The following is a 15,469-nucleotide window of genomic DNA, read 5'->3' as shown; positions in this document are numbered from 1 at the left end:
CGGTGGCCGGTGGCGCAGCTTGTGCCTCTGTGGTTTCGCAAGCTAGCCAGCGCCGCCCACTAGATCGTGGGTGGCGCTGGCTATCGCTTACTTGGCCGCGCTAGCGGCGTTGTAGCTGTTTATCAGGTTGCGGTAGTCGGGAATGTGGTTGGCGAACAAGGTGCCCAGGCCAACCACGTCGTTGCGCCAGTCGCGGTGTAGCTCGGCGGCCACGCCGAACCAGCTCATCAGCTGGGCGCCGGCGGCCGTCATGCGGTCCCAGGCGGCCAGCCGGGTGACCTCGTTGAAGGTGCCGGAGGCGTCGGTGACGACGAACACCTCGAAGTCCTCGGCCAACGCGGACAACGCCGGGAAGGCCACACACACCTCGGTGACCACGCCGGCGATCAGCAGTTGCTTCTTGCCGGTGGCCTTGATGGCCTTGACGAAGTCCTCGTTGTCCCAGGCGTTGATCTGGCCGGGACGGGCGATGTAGGGCGCGCCCGGGAACATTTCCTTCAACTCGGGCATCAGCGGGCCGTTCGGGCCGTCCTCGAAGCTGGTGGTCAGGATGGTCGGCAGCTTGAAATACTTGGCGATGTCGGCCAGGGCCAGCACATTGTTCTTGAACTTGTCCGGGTCGATGTCGCGCACCAGGGACATCAGGCCGGCCTGGTGGTCCACCAGCAGCACGGCGACTTGGTCTTTGTCCAAACGGGAATAGGATTTGCTCATGATATTTCTCTTTCTTGGTGAATGTGAATGTGGCGGCGGACGGCTTTCCAATTCGCCGCAGGCTGCCCGCCGCCGCTGGTTTGCTATCGCGGCGAATCTCTCTTACATTTGTCCGAAGCGGCCGCTGTTGAAGTCGGCGATCGCCTGGCCGATTTCCTCCCGGCTGTTCATGACGAAAGGCCCCTGCCCCACCACCGGCTCGTCGATCGGCTCGCCGCTGAGCAGCAGGACGACGGCGTCGTTGTTGGCCTCGAGCAGTACGTCGCTGCCGTTGCGGTCGAGCACCACCATCTGCGCCTCGTGGGCCACGGTCTCGCCGTTGACCAGCACCGTGCCGTGCAGCACGATCAGCGCCGAGGTCCAACCGGCGGCGATCGGCAGCTCGGTGCTCGCGCCCATCTTCAGCCGCAGGTCCAACACGTTCATCGGCGTGAAGGTGCGCGCCGGGCCGGCCGTGCCGGCATAGGAACCGGCGATTACCCGCACCGTGCCGGCGCCGTTTGGCAGGTCCAGGCTGGGAATCGTCCGGTCCTCGATGGCCTGGTAGCCCGGCGCCGTCATCTTGTCCTTGGCCGGCAGGTTGACCCACAGTTGCACCATCTCCAACTCGCCGCCCGATTGGCTGAAGGCCTCGGAATGGAACTCCTCGTGCAGGATGCCGGAACCGGCCGTCATCCACTGCACGTCGCCGGGGCCGATCACGCCGCCCTTGCCGGTCGAATCGCGGTGCGCCACCTCGCCCTTGTAGACGATGGTCACCGTCTCGAAGCCGCGATGCGGATGCTGGCCCACGCCGCGCGGGCGGCTGGTGGGGGTGAACTGGGCCGGACCGGCATGGTCCAGCAGCAAGAAGGGGCTGAGCTGCTTGCCGTGGTCCTGATAAGAAAACATCGACCGCACCGGGAAACCGTCGCCGACCCAATGGCCGCGCGGGGAGCTATACACACCAAGTACTCGTTTCATGCTGTTCTCCATACGGTGGACTCAAATTTGATTACGAGTAAACAGTATAGATTCAGGACGATGCACTGATAAGTTGGTAAAATTCACCTTCAGAGTCCTATTTTGTGAACGATGAAGGCAGCATGCAAGATCTAAACGACCTCTATTACTACGTCCACGTGGTCGAGCACGCCGGCTTCGCCCCGGCCGGGCGCGCCCTGGGCATACCCAAATCCAAGTTGAGCCGGCGTATCGCCATGCTGGAGGAGCGCCTGGGCGTGCGCCTGATCCAGCGTTCGACGCGGCGCTTCTCGGTCACCGAGATCGGCCAGACCTACTACGAGCACTGCAAGGCCATGCTGGTCGAGGCCGACGCCGCCCAGGAAGCCATTGAAGTGACGCGCGCCGAGCCGCGCGGCCTGGTGCGGCTGAGCTGCCCGATCGCCCTGCTGCAGACCAACGTGGCGGCCATGCTGGCCGACTTCATGGCCAGCCATCCCCATGTAACCTTGCAACTGGAGGCCACCAACCGCCGCGTCGACGTCATCGCCGAGGCGCTCGACGTGGCCATCCGGGTGCGCCCGCCGCCGCTGCAGGACAGCGAGCTGATCATGCGCGTCCTGGCCGACCGCAGCCAGTGCCTCGTGGCCAGCCCCGCGCTGCTGAGCCGGCTGGGCGTGCCGGCGACGCTGGCCGACCTGGCCGACTGGCCCAGTCTGGGCCTGGGTACGCCGGCCGAGCCGTACATTTGGAAGCTGTTCGGTCCGGACGGCGCGCGCGCCGACCTGCACCACACGCCCCGGATGATTTGCAACGACATGATCGCCCTGCGCAGCGCGGCGGTGGCCGGCATCGGCGTGGTGCAACTGCCGACCATGATGATGCGCGAGCAAGTGGCCGACGGCTCGCTGGTTTGCGTGCTACCGGACTGGGCGCCGCGACGGGAACTCATCCACGTGGTCTACCCGTCGCGCCGTGGCCAGTTGCCGTCGGTGCGCGCCTTGATCGACTATCTGGGGCTGCGTTACAAGGTGCTGGACGAGGACTAAACGTGACGACTCGCATTTGAAAATGGTCGTGCTCTGGGTCTAGACTCATCGCGTTGAATATCCAAGGTGGACCACTAACCCTTGTGAGACGCGAAAAGTAGTTCGATGGTAGCGCCTCGCGTGGGTGCACCCGGAAGGTACAGTCGCCCGCAGGCCATTTCCGCTTTCGCGTTCGCCTTCAAGCCGCCGTTCGGTGTGCATCAAACGGCTAAACATATGGATTGGCGGGCATCCATTCGAGGCCTGGGGCGGGGGGCTTCTTTCCGGGCAATCGGTAACTCGGTCGAAACCGCACAATCCTGCTCACGAAATTGCCGCCGACACCCGGCACTATGCAGTCCCCTCTGAGAAAAAAATCGTCCAAAACGGAGGTTGACAATGCTACTGCTAGTTACATAATGAACTAATCAGTTTTATTAAGGGGATGAGCACAATGAATCCATCGCGACTAGGACGTCCCGTCAACGCCGACAGGCGTGCCGCGCGAAGGCGGCAAATCATAAATGGAGCGCGAGGCGTCTTTGCCCGCAAGGGATTCCACGCCGCGAGCACGGCAGAGATCAGTGCCGAGGCCGGCGTGAGCGGGGCCAATCTCTATCAATACTTCGCGACCAAGGACGATCTGATAATGTCTCTGATCGAGGAAAATCTCGCCGGCGATCTTGCGCTCATCGAAAGCCTCAACGACGCGAAAAGTCTCAAACAAGGAATTATGAGCTTGGGAAAGGCGCTCTTTGAGACACCGCCTGACCGGCAATCCCATGCTCTGAGGCTAGAAATCTTGGCAGAATCCTTTCGGCAAGAAGAGGTCGCAGCGACCCTCAGGCGCGCGGAAATCCGCATGATCGACACTCTTGGCGCCGTCATAGGCAAGGCACAAGTTAGTGGCGAAGTTCCAGATGAGATCAGCACCCGTCAAGCGGCCGCGACTATCATCGCCTGCATTGACGGATTCATGAGCCGTATCGCTTTCACCCCCATATCGGCGGAGGCGCAACTCACAGGCTTTGTCATGCTAATAACGGCAGCCTTGCGGTTAGAGCAAAGTTAATCGGACGCTTTGAACACAACTAGCGCCTTTCCGTTGTGCCGGGGGCGAGACGACAGGAAAAAGTATGACACCAACTCGAAAACTCGTCGCTGCGCTGACCTTGGTTTCGGTTCTGCTGTTTTCAACTATGGTTCCAGGTGGACCAATCGAGACTAGGAACTTTGCCAGTATTGGGGAGGCTTCGGTCATCCTATTCAATATATTCCTTACGACGCTGGGCATAGGCAGCTTGGCACTCGTCTACTTTGTCCTGAAAGGCAGCCGATGGGTTGCGCATGCCACAGCCATCGCTGGTTTAGGCTTTGCCATCGTCTACGCTCTCGATCTCCTACGTATTTTTCCGGTTTCGCTTGATCCGATGCCAAGCCTCTTGCAAAGGCGGGAAATTATTGCAATGATCATCTCGCTGGCACTGATAGGAGCGTCCTTCGCACTGGCACGTGAAAACTCATCAGGGAATGATCCGAAAACAAAGATGGGCGCAAAGCCAACATTTCTGATTGCCGGTGGAGTGGCAATTCTCATCGGCGCAGGCATCGTCATCTTTGCTAGCTATCATGCAATGCATAGATGAATCCAGTAGATCGCGGTCAGCGCGGGCGAAGCGCGCCACTGACTCGATTTTGCAGGAGGCAAGCTGCTATCCTGAACGTCACCCGCCGGCTTCGGCCAGCCCCGGTCATTTGGTGATCTCTGTCGTCGGCCGACTGACCGTCAGTCACGCCTCAGGGGGGCAGGCGTTCTACCGGGCGGCGTGAACTTAGCTGGGACAGGATCGAAATATCGTAGCGGGAATGTTCGGAGGGGAGCATGATCTCAGCAAGGGCCGCAAACTGGCTGCGGACGGTTTAGGAGGGAATTGGCATGACAACCAGGATCACTGTAGCCGCTGACCACACCAGGATCGGCGATATTATTTACAACGGACTTGGCACTGGCAAACATCCGACCTACGCTTGGGAAGCTATCACCCAGGTCAATTCGGTGGACGGACTGATTCAACTGATTACAGGCCATCTCGACGGCCCCCACGGTGAATTTTGGTTCGAGCCGGACGAATCAGTTGTCGTGGTTCGCCGCCCACCGATAGAGCCCAGACCAGCTACCGCAGAGTCCAATAAGCAGCGAACTCACCGGCATTAGGACTGGCTTATTGCCCCAGGCAGATGATCTTGGTGACGTACTCGTGGGCGTTGGACTTCTTCTTGCCTGCCCAGGCGATGGCCTCATTGGCCTCGGCGATGGTCATCACCGTCGCTTTTTCCTTCGATTTGATGAAGGACACGCCCTCGAACACGCCCTCCTTGCTGCGCATGACCTTGGCGAACACGGGTGGTTTCTCCGCATCGCTGATCTTGTTTTGTCGCACGAGGTAACGCTGGTCGTTCTGTTCCATATAAATGCCGTCTAATCGGTGTTAAGTGTAAAAGACGAAATATACGCTGCGGAACGCCCGAGGGGGAAGCTTTTTCGACGCGGCCCGCCGTCGCATGACGGCGGGCGCTGGGCAATATTGCCCGCTTGCTAAGCGTACTTAGGCGAAGGCCGGCATGTATTGCTGCGGTTGCAGCGCGGCCTCGTACAGGATGTCGGCGCGCAGCGACGCTTGCAGCGAGGGGATAGAGCCGCCGGCGCGGTACTGGAAGCTGACCTGCAACACGTCGCCCTCGTTGGCCTTGACCGGATTGGCCAGCGGCAAGGTCATGTAGTGGTTGAGCCAGTCGATGGTGGTCGAGCGTTCCGGCACCACGGCCAGAATATTCTTGGTGACGAAGCGCAAGGCGTTGATCTGGCCGCTGCGCTCGACCACGAACTTGCCTTCCCAGCTGTAGCTCAGCTCGTTGGGCTGGTTGAAGTCGATGATGCTGTAGACGGCAGGCGGCGCCATTTCCTGGGTGCCGGAATAGATCATGCCGGTTTCCTGGAATTGCACGATGGGAGCGTAGAAGCCCTCGAAATCGTATTCCTGTTGCAGCGGCTGCACCGCCATGATGACCGCCTCCGGCAGGAAGATCGGCAGCGGGCCGCCGAAGCGTTCCAGATAGCGGCGCTTGAACGATTCGATCACCTCGACCTGCTTTTCGCGCAGCATGGCGACGTGGATCATTTCGCAGATGACCACGTCGACCGGCTCGGGCGGCAGGTATTCGAAGGCGTCGGCGTGCACCACCTCGACCTTTTCGCCGTTCGGATTGAGGGTGAGCATCTTGCGCGCTTCCTTGACCATGTCCGGATTGAACTCGACGCAGTACACCTTGGCCGCCTTGGCGGCGGCGAACCAGGACAGCACGCCGGTGCCGCCGCCCAGTTCCAGCACCTTGGCGCCCGGCTTGACGGCGTAGTCGATGGCCGACTTGAAGCCGTGCATGCGGTTTTGGTCCATCAACATATTGTGATGGTAGTGGACTGGAATGAACTGCCCCAGGTAGCAGCTCTCAATCTCGCGTTCGTTCAGCATGGGTATCCTTTGTTAGCGCATTGCATGGAGGAATCAATACGACGCAACCATTATCGTTAACATTGCTAAACGGCCAAACCGGGAGGTGAGCGGGAAAGACCCGCCTGTTCGCGGGCTTGCGGCAAGGCAAGACCCGCCTCAGCGCTTGGGCTGGGCGGCCAGATGGGCCTGGATGGCCTTGGCGATCCAGGGCTTGTCCGCCTTGGTGGCGAACTCGGCGGCGGTGAGGTGGAAGCCGCCGTCCTTCAAGGTGGCGTCGGCGCCGCGCGCCAGCAGCAGCTTGACGATCTCCTCCTGGCCCTCGCGCGCGGCCAGCATCAACGGCGTCATGCCGGACGGCGACTCGGCGTCGATCTGTGCCTTGCGGTCCAGCAGCAAATTGCTGATCTCGATACTGCCGGCCGCCGCCGCGTAGTGCAAGGCGGTCCAGCCGGTCTGGTTGATGCTTGCGCCGGCGCCGAGCAGGGTCAGCACGGCCGGCTTGTTCTGGCGGAAGGCCGCCATCATCAAGGCGGTGTTGCCGTTGGGCGCCTTGGCGTCCAGGTCGATGCCGGGCTGGGCCAGCAGCACCTTGAGCGTGTCCTTGGCCTCGTAGCGCATCGCCACGATCAAGCCGGTCTCGCCCCGTTCCGGTTCGCGGATGTTGGGATCGAGCCCCTTGGCCAGCACGCGGCGAACCACGCCGACGTTGTCGATCTGGACGGCGCGGAAGTAGTCGACGGCGTCCTCGGCCGCGTCGGCCAGGGCCGGGCCGGCGTGGCCGGCGAACAGGCCGGCGGCCAGAGCGGCCAGCCAAAAGCGCCGCTTGGCGGCCGGTTTGATGATGGGATTCGGCATGAGAATATCAGCGTACCACGTTGAATAGTTTGAAGAAGTTGTCCGTCGTCTGCTGCGCCACCTGCTCCACGGGAATGCCCTTGAGCTTGGCGATGTACTCGCCGACGTGGGCCACGAAGCCCGGCTCGTTCATCTTGCCACGGTGCGGCATCGGCGCCAGGTAGGGTGAATCCGTTTCGATCAGGATGCGGTCGAGCGGCAACTCCAACGCCACCGCCTGCAAGTCCTTGGCGCTCTTGAAGGTGACGATGCCGGAGAAGGAGATGTAGAAGCCCATCTCGATGGCCGCGCGGGCCACCTCCAGCGATTCGGTGAAGCAATGCATGACGCCGGCCACGCCGCCCGCCTCGGTGCCGGCGCCCTCCTCGCGCATGATGCGGATGGTGTCCTCGCTGGCGGCGCGGGTGTGAATAATCAAGGGCTTACGGGTGATTCTTGAGGCTTTGATGTGGGTGCGGAAGCGCTCGCGCTGCCATTCAAGGTCGCCCGTCAGGCGGAAATAGTCGAGCCCGGTCTCGCCGATGGCGATGATCTTCTTGTGGTCGGCCAGTTGCACCAGCTGCTCGACGCTGGGTTCCGGCGTGTCCTCGTAGTCGGGATGCACGCCGACCGAGGCGTAGATGTGCGGATACTGTTCGGCCAGGGCCAGCACCTGCGGAAAATCCGGCAGGTCGACCGACACGCACAGCGCGTGCGTGACGTGGTTGTCGGCCATCTTGGCCAGGATCTCGGGCATGCGAGCGGCCAGCTCGGGGAAATTGATATGGCAATGGGAATCGATATACATGGCGCAATTGTACCCCGGAGCGTGCCGGCGCCGCTGGCCCGCCCGCGCCCGGCCGTCCTCGCCTGGCCATCCCCGCGCCGCCGGCCGCGCTAGACGAACACCTCGCGCCGCGCCGCCTGGCTGATCGCCAGGGTGGCCGGGTGGCTCATGCGCCGCTCCGTGGTGATGGCGTAGACCTGCTCCAGCAGGCTGGGGACCACGCCCAGTTGGACCACGCCGTATTGCGCGCAGACATGGGCGGCGATCACGCTGGGCGCGAAGAACACGCCGGCGCCGGAACGGCCGAAGGCCTTCATCATCGCGCTGTCGTCGAACTCGCCGACCACGCGCGGGCGCAGCCCGCTGCCCTCCAGCCAGGCCAGCAGCTTGTGGCGGATGGCGAAGTCCTCGCCGGGCAGCAACATGGGGGCGCGGTGCAGGCAGGCCGGGAAGTCGCCCACCAGGCCCGCCGCCAGCTCCGCGTTGGCGAACACGGCCAGACCGCTCTCGCCCAGCAAGTGGTTGTAGCCGCGCACGCTCAGGTGGCTGGGCATGGGCCGGTCGGCGATGATCATGTCGAGCCGGTGCACCGCCAAGTCGGCCAGCAGGCTGGCCAGGCGGCCCTCGCGGCAGATCAAACGGGGCGGCTCGGCCATCGCCAGCGCCGGTTGCACCAAGCGGCAGGCGATGGTCTTCGACACCGAATCGGCGCAGCCCACCCGGAAGGCGACGGTCGCCGTCGGCGACTGGTCGCGCACGATGTCGAGCAGCTCGTCGCCGGCGCGGAAGATGTCCTCGGCGTGGCGCAGGATGCTGCGGCCGGTGTCGGTCAGCTCCAGGTTGCGGCCGTTGCGGCGGAACAGCTCGACGCCGAGCGTGTCGGCGAACTCGCTCAACTGGCCGGAGATCGACTGCGGCGTCAGGTGCAACTGCTCCGCCGCGCGGGCGATGCTGCCGGCCTTGGCGACCATCCAAAAGTAGCGCAAATGCTTGTAGTTGAGTGAGGACATGCCGGCGATAGCTCCAAAAAATCGATGTATTGTGCAATATTAATCGATTATTCTTTTGTGGCGCGGGGCATTAGACTGTTTCTCGTCGGTTTCGACAAAAACTTTTCATACTGGAGTAAAGGCTATGCGCGCTTACCAAACAAACAGTCCACAAGCGGCGGGACGGATACTCGCGCTGGCAATGGTGGTCGACGGCAACTTGACGCCGTCCGAATTGCGCGCCTTGGACCGCAGCAAGATCCTAACCTACATCGAACTCGACGTGGCTGGCTTCGAGCAGTTGCTGCAAGACTTGTGCGACGACATGTTGCAAACCGTCGTCCATGGCGCGGTGCAGATGGACCACGGCTTGATCGACAGCCTGCTCGACGAGATCCGCGAGCCCGATCTGCGCCGCCATCTGCTGCAGGCGATGTGGGCCATCGCCGACGCCGACGGCTGGTTGGCCGACGCCGAGGCGGTGCTGTTGGCGCGCGCCAGCGCGGCCTGGTCGGCCGAGTCGAACTTCAGCGACCGGCCGCGCCGGCTGGCCTAGGGGGGGCGGGGCCCGGCTAAGACGCCAGCGGCCTCCAAACCATCCACAGGCTCAAAGCCAGGGTCAGACCCGAGGGTCTGACCCTTAATTGCGCCAGTGGGTCTTCTTAGCTTAGCCTGGTTCCGGCTGGATGCCAAAACCCCAGCTCAGGCGACGCGCTTGCCGAGGATGATCAGGTCGCGCTCGATGCCGTCCAGATTGGCCACCTTGGGCAGATTGGCCCAGGTGGCGAAGCCGTACTTGGCGAACAGGCCCAGACTGGGGGCGTTGTGGCCGAAGATGAAGCCGAGCAAGGTGTGCACCTGGATGCTGGGCGCGTAGGCGATGGCCTGCTCCAGGCAGTAGCGGCCGATGCCCTTGCCGCGCCAGGCCTCGGCGATGTAGACGGAAATTTCCGCCGTGCCCGAATAGGCCGGCCGGCCGTAGAAGTTCGAATACGAGATCCAGCCCAGCGTCGCCGCCGGGACCGACGCATCGTCGGCCGCCTCGATGATCCACAGCGGGCGGCGCTCCGGCGTGTGCTCGTGGAACCAGGCCAGGCGCGATTCGACCGAGACCGGCTCGGTGTCGGCGGTGACTTCGCGCGAGGCGACGGTGCTGTTGTAGATGGCGACGATGGCGGGCAGGTCGTCGAGCGTGGCGTTGCGGTGGCGGAATGCGGTCATGAGCGGAAAAATGAAGGGGTGGAATCTTGCAGAAATCGGCTACAGGGTGTGGGTAGCCCGCGAGGAACGCAGGGCGGCGCCGAGGATCTCCTCGATGCGCAGCCGGGTGCGGGTGCCGCTGTCGTCGTCCGGGAAGTGTACGCCGATGCCCTGCGCCTTGTTGTTGTGCGCGCCGGGCGGCGTGATCCAGGCGACCTTGCCGGCGATCGGGTATTTGTTGACGTCGTCCATCAGCGCCAGGATCAGGTAGATCTCGTCGCCGATCTTGTAGGGCTTTTGGGTCGGCACGAACATGCCGCCATTTTTCAGAAACGGCATGTAGGCGGCGTACAGCGCGGCCTTTTCCTTGATCGCCAGCGACAGCACCGTCGGCCGCGCCAGGGGCGCGGTGTTCGGGTCGGAGGGGCTGGCGCTCATGTCGTCCCTTTCAGGTTTCAGGCGCAGCAGGCCGTGTAGTCGAGCAGCATGTCTTCGATGAACAACTTGGGCGACAAGGGGTGGTCGGCGGTGGCGCGGCGCTCGTTGGCGCTCTTGATGGCGGCCAGCAGGCGGCTGACGTGGATCTTGTCGGCCAGGCTGGCCAGCTCGCGCTGGTAACGCGGGTAGTAGCGCACGCTGCCTGCCAGTTTGTAGGAAAACAGGTCGTAAAGCCAGCGCTGAACCCAGGAAACCTGCGCCGACAGGCTCACCTTCTGCAATTTTTCCGCCGTCTTCAGCGCGCCCTCGATGCTCGGATGGGCCAGCAGTTGCAGCAGCGCGTCCATGTCGTCGCGGTTGCCGGTTTCGGCCTGGGCCATCGCCGCCAACGGCGCGCCGCCCTGCTCGCGCAGCCAGCTGTCGGCGTCGGCCACGCCCTGCGCCTTGAGCCAGGCCAGCGCCTCGGCGTGGCTGGGCATGGGCAGGGCGAACTTGCGGCAGCGCGACAAGATCGTCGGCAGCAGCCGGTCCAGGCTGTTCGAGGCGAGCAGGAAGACGGTGCCCGGCGGCGGCTCCTCCAGGGTCTTCAGCAGCGCGTTCGAGGCCGGCATGTTGAGCGCCTCGGCCGGGTACAGCACCACCACGCGCAGACCCTGGCGGTGGGTGGAAATGTTCATGAAGTCGGCCAGATTGCGGATCTGCTCGATCTTGATCTCTTTCGACGGCGCCTTGGCCGACTTGGCGGTCTTTTTGGACTCGCTGTCGCCGCCCTCCTCGCCGTCGGCCGGCGGCTCGTCCTCCAGCGCCTCGGGGCGCACGCGGCGGTAGTCGGGGTGGTTGTGCTGGGTGAACCAGCCGCAGGAGGCGCACTGGCCGCAGGCGTGGCCGCTGGGCAGCACGGCCTCGCACAGCAGGCCCTGGGCGAAGCGCTCGATGAAGTCGGACTTGCCTATCCCGGCGGCGCCATGGAACAGGATGGCGTGGGGCATGCGCTGGCGCAGCTGTTGCAGCTGTTGCCAGGACGATTCTTGCCAAGGATAAATTGAATTGCTCATCAGTAGTATTCTATGCTGAAAGTTCCGCTTGCAGCATGCCGCTCAGCTGCAACTGGATCGCGGCGATCGTCTGGGTCGAGTCGATGATGCGGAAACGCTGCGGGAACTGGGCGGCGCGGCGCAGGTACTCCTGGCGCGTGGCGGCGAAAAAGTCGGCCTGCTCCTGCTCGAACTTGTCGAGCGAGCGGGTGGCGTCGAGGCGGGCGCGGGCCACTTCCAGCGGCACGTCGAACAGGAAGGTCAGGTCCGGTTGCAGATGCGGGTGGACCCACTGCTCCAGCGCCTCCATCTTGGCGCGGTCCATGCCCCGGCCGCCGCCCTGGTAGGCGAAGCTGGCGTCGGTGAAACGGTCGGAGATGACCCAGGCGCCGCGCGCCAAGGCCGGCTCGATCACCTGGGCGATGTGCTCGCGGCGGCTGGCGAACATCAGCAGCGCCTCCGTCTCCAGGTGCATCTTTTCGTGCAGCAGCAGGTCGCGCAGCTTTTCGCCCAGCGGCGTGCCGCCCGGCTCGCGGGTGGTGACCAGTTCTATGTCGGCGCCGCCGTGGCTGCGCAGGAATTGCGCCACGAAGCCGATATGGGTCGACTTGCCGGCACCGTCGATGCCTTCGAAACTGATGAATTTGCCGCGTTGTTGAGTCATGAAAACTGAAAGGCCTATCGTTGGAATTGGTTCACTGCCCGGTTGTGGTCGGTCAGGTTGTCGGAAAACTGGCTGGTGCCGTTGCCGCGCGAGACGAAATACAGGGCCGGCGTCTTGGCCGGCGCCAGCGCCGCCGTCAGCGACTGCACGCCCGGCAAGGCGATCGGCGTCGGCGGCAGGCCGCTGCGCGTGTAGGTATTGTAAGGGGTGTCCGTTTCCAGGTCGCGCTTGCGGATCTTGCCCTCGTACCTGGCGCCCATGCCGTAGATCACCGTCGGGTCGGTCTGCAGCAGCATGCCCAGCTTGAGACGGTTGACGAAGACGCCGGCGATCATGCCGCGCTCGGACTTTTGCCCGGTCTCCTTCTCGACGATGGAGGCCATCACCAGCGCCTCGTAGGGGTTCTTGTAGGGAAGCGCCGGGTCGCGCTTTTCCCACGCCGCGTTGAGGCGGGTGATCAGCATGCTGTGCGCCTGACGGAAGATCTGCAGGTCGCTGGCGCCCTTGGCGAACAGGTAGGTGTCGGGAAAGAACAAGCCCTCCGGCTGCTTATAGTCGGATGTTATGCGCGCCATCAACTCCTTGTCCGACAAGGCAACGGTATCATGCTTGAGGCCCTTGTGCGCCGCCATCGCCTGGCGCATCTGGCGGAAGGTCCAGCCCTCGATGATGGTCAGCGTTTCCTGGGCGAACTCGCCGCGCACCAGTTGATCTATCAAGCGCAGCGGCGTGGTGCCGGGTTTCAGTTCGTAGGCGCCGGCCTTCAGTTTGCCGCTCTTGGCGGTGACACGGGCCAGCAGATTGAACAGCAGCGGTTCGATCGGCACGCCGGCCTCGGCGATCTGTTGGCCGGCGGCGTGGGCGCCGCTGCCGGGGGCGATGCTGAATTCGATGGCCGGTTCCTCGGTGGTGATGGCGTCCGTCGCCCAATAGGCGAAATAGCCGCCCGCCGCCACCGCAACGATCATGCCGCTAACTATGATTTTTTTTATGAAAGCCATCTCTCAAACAAGCCAAGTGGTTATCCACCAGTGTGGACCAGAAATGCAGGCTAAGCCAGCCGAACCCGATACGGTTTTTGGCCGCGTTCGGCGCGTTTTGCGCGACATCACTATAATGAACCCGTAATGATAATGCTTTAATCGTCAAATTATTGGAAATTATGAATACTTGGAATCAACTTTTGGACGCGCAGGGTGCGCGCCGCGCCGAGCAGGCGCCGGATCAGGTGCTGGACTTCGGCCGCGCCCTCGGCGCCACCGAGCTGGCCGCCGGCTTCGCCGCCCCCGTCACCGACCTGGGCCTGATCGCGTTGAACGGCGAGGAGTCGGCCAGCTTCCTGCACGGCCAGTTGACCAACGACGTCGAGCACCTGAACGCGGAGCAAGTGCGCCTGGCCGGCTACTGCTCGCCCAAGGGCCGGCTGCTGGCCAGCTTCCTGCTGTGGCGCGACGCCGAAACCATCTATTTGCAGCTGCCGCGCGCGATCCAGGCGCCGCTGCAAAAACGCCTGCAGATGTTCGTGCTGCGCGCCAAAACAAAACTCAGCGACGCCACCGCGCAGCCCGCCAACGAGGTGGTGCTGGGCCTGGGCGGCGCCCTGGCCGAGGCCGTGCTGCGCACCTGGTTCGACGTGCTGCCGGCGCAAGCGTACAGCCGCATCGACCATCCGCTGGGCACGCTGCTGCGCCTCGGCGACGTGTTCGGCGCGCCGCGCTACCAATGGCTGACCTCGGGCGCCACCGCCGCCACCGTCTGGCCGCTGCTGGCCGAGCGCCTGGCCGTGGGCGGCAACGACGCCTGGCATTTGTCCGAGATCCACGCCGGCGTGCCGCAGATCGGCGCGGCGACGCAGGAGCAGTTCGTGCCGCAGATGGTCAACTACGAGCTGCTGGGCGGCGTCAACTTCAAGAAGGGTTGCTACCCTGGCCAGGAGATCGTCGCCCGTAGCCAATATTTGGGCAAGCTGAAGCGTCGCACGACGCTGGTCAGCATCGCCGACAAGGCCGCCATTCCCGGCGCCGAGGTGTTCGCCACGGCCGATCCCGAACAGCCTTGCGGCATGGTGGTCAACGCCGCGCCGAACGGCGCCGGCGGCGTCGACGCGCTGGTCGAGATGAAGCTGGCGGCGATCGACGCCGGCGTCGCCGAGGGCGCCGTGCGGCTCGGTTCGGCCGCCGGCACGCCGCTGCGCTTCCTCGCCATGCCGTATGTGCTGGACGCGCTCGACCTCTGACATGGCCGACCTGTACATTTACTACCAGGTGCGCGAAGCCGACACGGCCGCCCTGCAAGGGGCCGTCACGGCCATGCAGGCCGGCCTGGCACAGCGCCACGGCGTCGCCGCCCAGCTGAAGCGGCGGCCGCAGGCCAAGGACGGCCTGCAAACCTGGATGGAAGTCTACCCGGCCGTGCCGGCCAGCTTTCCGGCCGCGCTGGAGGGGGCCGTCGAACAGGCCGGCCTGTCCGCCTGGATCGCCGGCGCGCGCCACACCGAAGTCTTTACGGATGTAATCTCATGTGTTTGATCGTTTTCGCCTGGAAGGTCATCCCGGCCGTGCCGCTGGTGGCGGCCGCCAACCGCGACGAATTTTACGCGCGCGCCAGCGCGCCGGCCGGCGCCTGGCCGGACCAGCCGCAGATTTTTGCCGGCCGCGACCTGAAGGCCGGCGGCAGCTGGATGGGCATCAGCCGGGGCGAGGCGGCGACACAGTCGTCGCGCTTCGCCGCCATCACCAACATCCGCGCGCCGGCCGAGCACAAGCCGGACGCGCCCTCGCGCGGCCACCTGGTGGCCGACTACCTGGCCGGCAATATGACGCCGCAGCAGTATGTTGAATCGATCCGCGCCGGCAGCGAGGCCTACAACGGCTTCAACCTGGTGCTGGCCGACCGCGACACCCTGATCTGGTTCTCCAACAAGGGCCAGGGCGACCCGCGCAACGGCCAACCGCTCGAGCCCGGCGTCTACGGTCTGTCCAACGCCCTACTCGACGCGCCGTGGCCGAAGGTGCTCAAGACCAAGGCGCAGTTCGCCAGCCTGCTGTGCCTGGGCGCGCCCGACGACGCCTATTTCGAGATGCTCTCCGACACCACGCTGGCGCCCGACATGCGCCTGCCGGAAACCGGCGTGCCGCTCGACCTGGAGCGGGTCTTGTCGGCGGTGCGCATCGAAACGCCGGGCTACGGCACGCGCACCTCGACCGTGGTCAAGCTCTACGCCGACGCCCCGGCGGTGCTGCACGAAGTGCTGGTCCAATAGCCTAATCCCACGCCCCCCGAAAAGGACCGAGAGCCGGGGTCAGCGAGAGCCGGGGTCAGTGCCGA

At 64.0% G+C, this 15,469-nt stretch carries 20 protein-coding genes; 8 read left to right on the top strand and 12 right to left on the bottom strand.

Features of this window, described 5'->3' with window-relative positions; all coding sequences use genetic code 11:
• Positions 1-87: 87 nt before the first annotated feature.
• On the bottom strand, positions 88-714 hold the full coding sequence (gene ycaC / locus BM252_RS17545; protein ID WP_093388955.1) for an isochorismate family cysteine hydrolase YcaC: 627 nt from the start codon (positions 712-714) through the stop codon (positions 88-90).
• Between the two features lie 102 nt (positions 715-816).
• Positions 817-1,677 carry a pirin family protein gene (locus BM252_RS17540; RefSeq protein ID WP_093389000.1) on the bottom strand — a complete coding sequence of 287 codons (861 nt, stop codon included), beginning with the start codon at positions 1,675-1,677 and terminating at the stop codon, positions 817-819.
• A gap of 122 nt (positions 1,678-1,799) precedes the next feature.
• On the opposite strand from BM252_RS17540, the gene BM252_RS17535 reads away from it, so the two are divergent.
• The 4 genes from BM252_RS17535 to BM252_RS30240 all read left to right on the top strand — a co-directional run bounded on the left by BM252_RS17535 (position 1,800) and on the right by BM252_RS30240 (position 4,899).
• Positions 1,800-2,705 carry a LysR family transcriptional regulator gene (locus tag BM252_RS17535; RefSeq protein WP_093388954.1) on the top strand — a complete coding sequence of 302 codons (906 nt, stop codon included), beginning with the start codon at positions 1,800-1,802 and terminating at the stop codon, positions 2,703-2,705.
• A gap of 433 nt (positions 2,706-3,138) precedes the next feature.
• Positions 3,139-3,756 (top strand): TetR/AcrR family transcriptional regulator, encoded by a 618-nt coding sequence (locus BM252_RS17530; RefSeq protein ID WP_174900570.1) that lies wholly within the window; start codon positions 3,139-3,141, stop codon positions 3,754-3,756.
• Between the two features lie 64 nt (positions 3,757-3,820).
• On the top strand, positions 3,821-4,330 hold the full coding sequence (locus BM252_RS30245; RefSeq protein WP_139236574.1) for a DUF8051 family protein: 510 nt from the start codon (positions 3,821-3,823) through the stop codon (positions 4,328-4,330).
• A gap of 290 nt (positions 4,331-4,620) precedes the next feature.
• The gene (locus tag BM252_RS30240) at positions 4,621-4,899 is read left to right on the top strand and encodes a hypothetical protein (RefSeq protein ID WP_139236572.1); all 279 of its coding nucleotides are present in this window, start codon (positions 4,621-4,623) and stop codon (positions 4,897-4,899) included.
• 7 nt (positions 4,900-4,906) lie between these two features.
• On the opposite strand, the gene BM252_RS17525 is transcribed toward BM252_RS30240, so the two are convergent.
• The 5 genes from BM252_RS17525 to nhaR all read right to left on the bottom strand — a co-directional run bounded on the left by BM252_RS17525 (position 4,907) and on the right by nhaR (position 8,827).
• On the bottom strand, positions 4,907-5,152 hold the full coding sequence (locus BM252_RS17525; protein WP_093388952.1) for a hypothetical protein: 246 nt from the start codon (positions 5,150-5,152) through the stop codon (positions 4,907-4,909).
• Between the two features lie 138 nt (positions 5,153-5,290).
• Entirely contained in the window at positions 5,291-6,214 is a 924-nt protein-coding gene (locus tag BM252_RS17520) for a class I SAM-dependent methyltransferase (RefSeq protein WP_093388951.1), read from the bottom strand.
• A gap of 138 nt (positions 6,215-6,352) precedes the next feature.
• Entirely contained in the window at positions 6,353-7,051 is a 699-nt protein-coding gene (locus tag BM252_RS17515; RefSeq protein WP_093388950.1) for an ankyrin repeat domain-containing protein, read from the bottom strand.
• Between the two features lie 7 nt (positions 7,052-7,058).
• Complete coding sequence (locus tag BM252_RS17510) at positions 7,059-7,838, bottom strand: TatD family hydrolase (RefSeq protein ID WP_093388949.1); 780 nt, start codon at positions 7,836-7,838, stop codon at positions 7,059-7,061.
• A gap of 89 nt (positions 7,839-7,927) precedes the next feature.
• Positions 7,928-8,827 (bottom strand): transcriptional activator NhaR, encoded by a 900-nt coding sequence (nhaR, locus tag BM252_RS17505; protein WP_093388948.1) that lies wholly within the window; start codon positions 8,825-8,827, stop codon positions 7,928-7,930.
• A gap of 124 nt (positions 8,828-8,951) precedes the next feature.
• Here nhaR and BM252_RS17500 point away from each other — a divergent pair, with 124 nt between their 5' ends.
• Positions 8,952-9,362 carry a tellurite resistance TerB family protein gene (locus BM252_RS17500; protein ID WP_093388947.1) on the top strand — a complete coding sequence of 137 codons (411 nt, stop codon included), beginning with the start codon at positions 8,952-8,954 and terminating at the stop codon, positions 9,360-9,362.
• A gap of 146 nt (positions 9,363-9,508) precedes the next feature.
• Here BM252_RS17500 and BM252_RS17495 read toward each other — a convergent pair whose 3' ends face one another.
• Genes BM252_RS17495 through mltG form a run of 5 tightly spaced genes read right to left on the bottom strand, consistent with a single transcriptional unit; the run spans position 9,509 to position 13,143 of the window.
• Positions 9,509-10,027: a GNAT family N-acetyltransferase gene (locus BM252_RS17495; RefSeq protein WP_093388946.1), complete on the bottom strand. Its 519-nt coding sequence runs from the start codon at positions 10,025-10,027 to the stop codon at positions 9,509-9,511.
• 39 nt (positions 10,028-10,066) lie between these two features.
• Positions 10,067-10,444 carry a PilZ domain-containing protein gene (locus BM252_RS17490; RefSeq protein ID WP_093388945.1) on the bottom strand — a complete coding sequence of 126 codons (378 nt, stop codon included), beginning with the start codon at positions 10,442-10,444 and terminating at the stop codon, positions 10,067-10,069.
• Between the two features lie 17 nt (positions 10,445-10,461).
• Positions 10,462-11,499: a DNA polymerase III subunit delta' gene (locus tag BM252_RS17485; RefSeq protein WP_093388944.1), complete on the bottom strand. Its 1,038-nt coding sequence runs from the start codon at positions 11,497-11,499 to the stop codon at positions 10,462-10,464.
• A 10-nt stretch (positions 11,500-11,509) separates the two neighbouring features.
• Positions 11,510-12,142, bottom strand: coding sequence for a dTMP kinase (gene tmk / locus BM252_RS17480; protein ID WP_093388943.1), 633 nt, complete (start codon positions 12,140-12,142; stop codon positions 11,510-11,512).
• A 14-nt stretch (positions 12,143-12,156) separates the two neighbouring features.
• Positions 12,157-13,143, bottom strand: a complete 987-nt coding sequence (gene mltG / locus BM252_RS17475) for an endolytic transglycosylase MltG (protein ID WP_093388942.1) — start codon at positions 13,141-13,143, stop codon at positions 12,157-12,159.
• Between the two features lie 161 nt (positions 13,144-13,304).
• Between mltG and ygfZ the strand changes: the two genes are divergently transcribed.
• Genes ygfZ through BM252_RS17460 form a run of 3 tightly spaced genes read left to right on the top strand, consistent with a single transcriptional unit; the run spans position 13,305 to position 15,404 of the window.
• Positions 13,305-14,378, top strand: a complete 1,074-nt coding sequence (gene ygfZ, locus BM252_RS17470; protein WP_093388941.1) for a CAF17-like 4Fe-4S cluster assembly/insertion protein YgfZ — start codon at positions 13,305-13,307, stop codon at positions 14,376-14,378.
• Between the two features lies 1 nt (position 14,379).
• A complete protein-coding gene (locus BM252_RS17465; protein WP_093388940.1) occupies positions 14,380-14,670 on the top strand; it encodes a DUF4936 family protein in 291 nt (96 codons plus the stop codon).
• The gene (locus BM252_RS17460; protein ID WP_093388939.1) at positions 14,661-15,404 is read left to right on the top strand and encodes an NRDE family protein; all 744 of its coding nucleotides are present in this window, start codon (positions 14,661-14,663) and stop codon (positions 15,402-15,404) included. Before BM252_RS17465 ends, BM252_RS17460 begins: the two co-directional genes overlap by 10 nt.
• Positions 15,405-15,469: the final 65 nt, after the last annotated feature.

It is taken from the genome of Rugamonas rubra (assembly GCF_900114705.1).
Taxonomy (GTDB): Bacteria; Pseudomonadota; Gammaproteobacteria; order Burkholderiales; family Burkholderiaceae_D; genus Rugamonas; species Rugamonas rubra.
The sequence above is the reverse complement of the archived record's forward strand: the minus strand, read 5'-3'. Positions and strand labels throughout refer to the sequence as shown.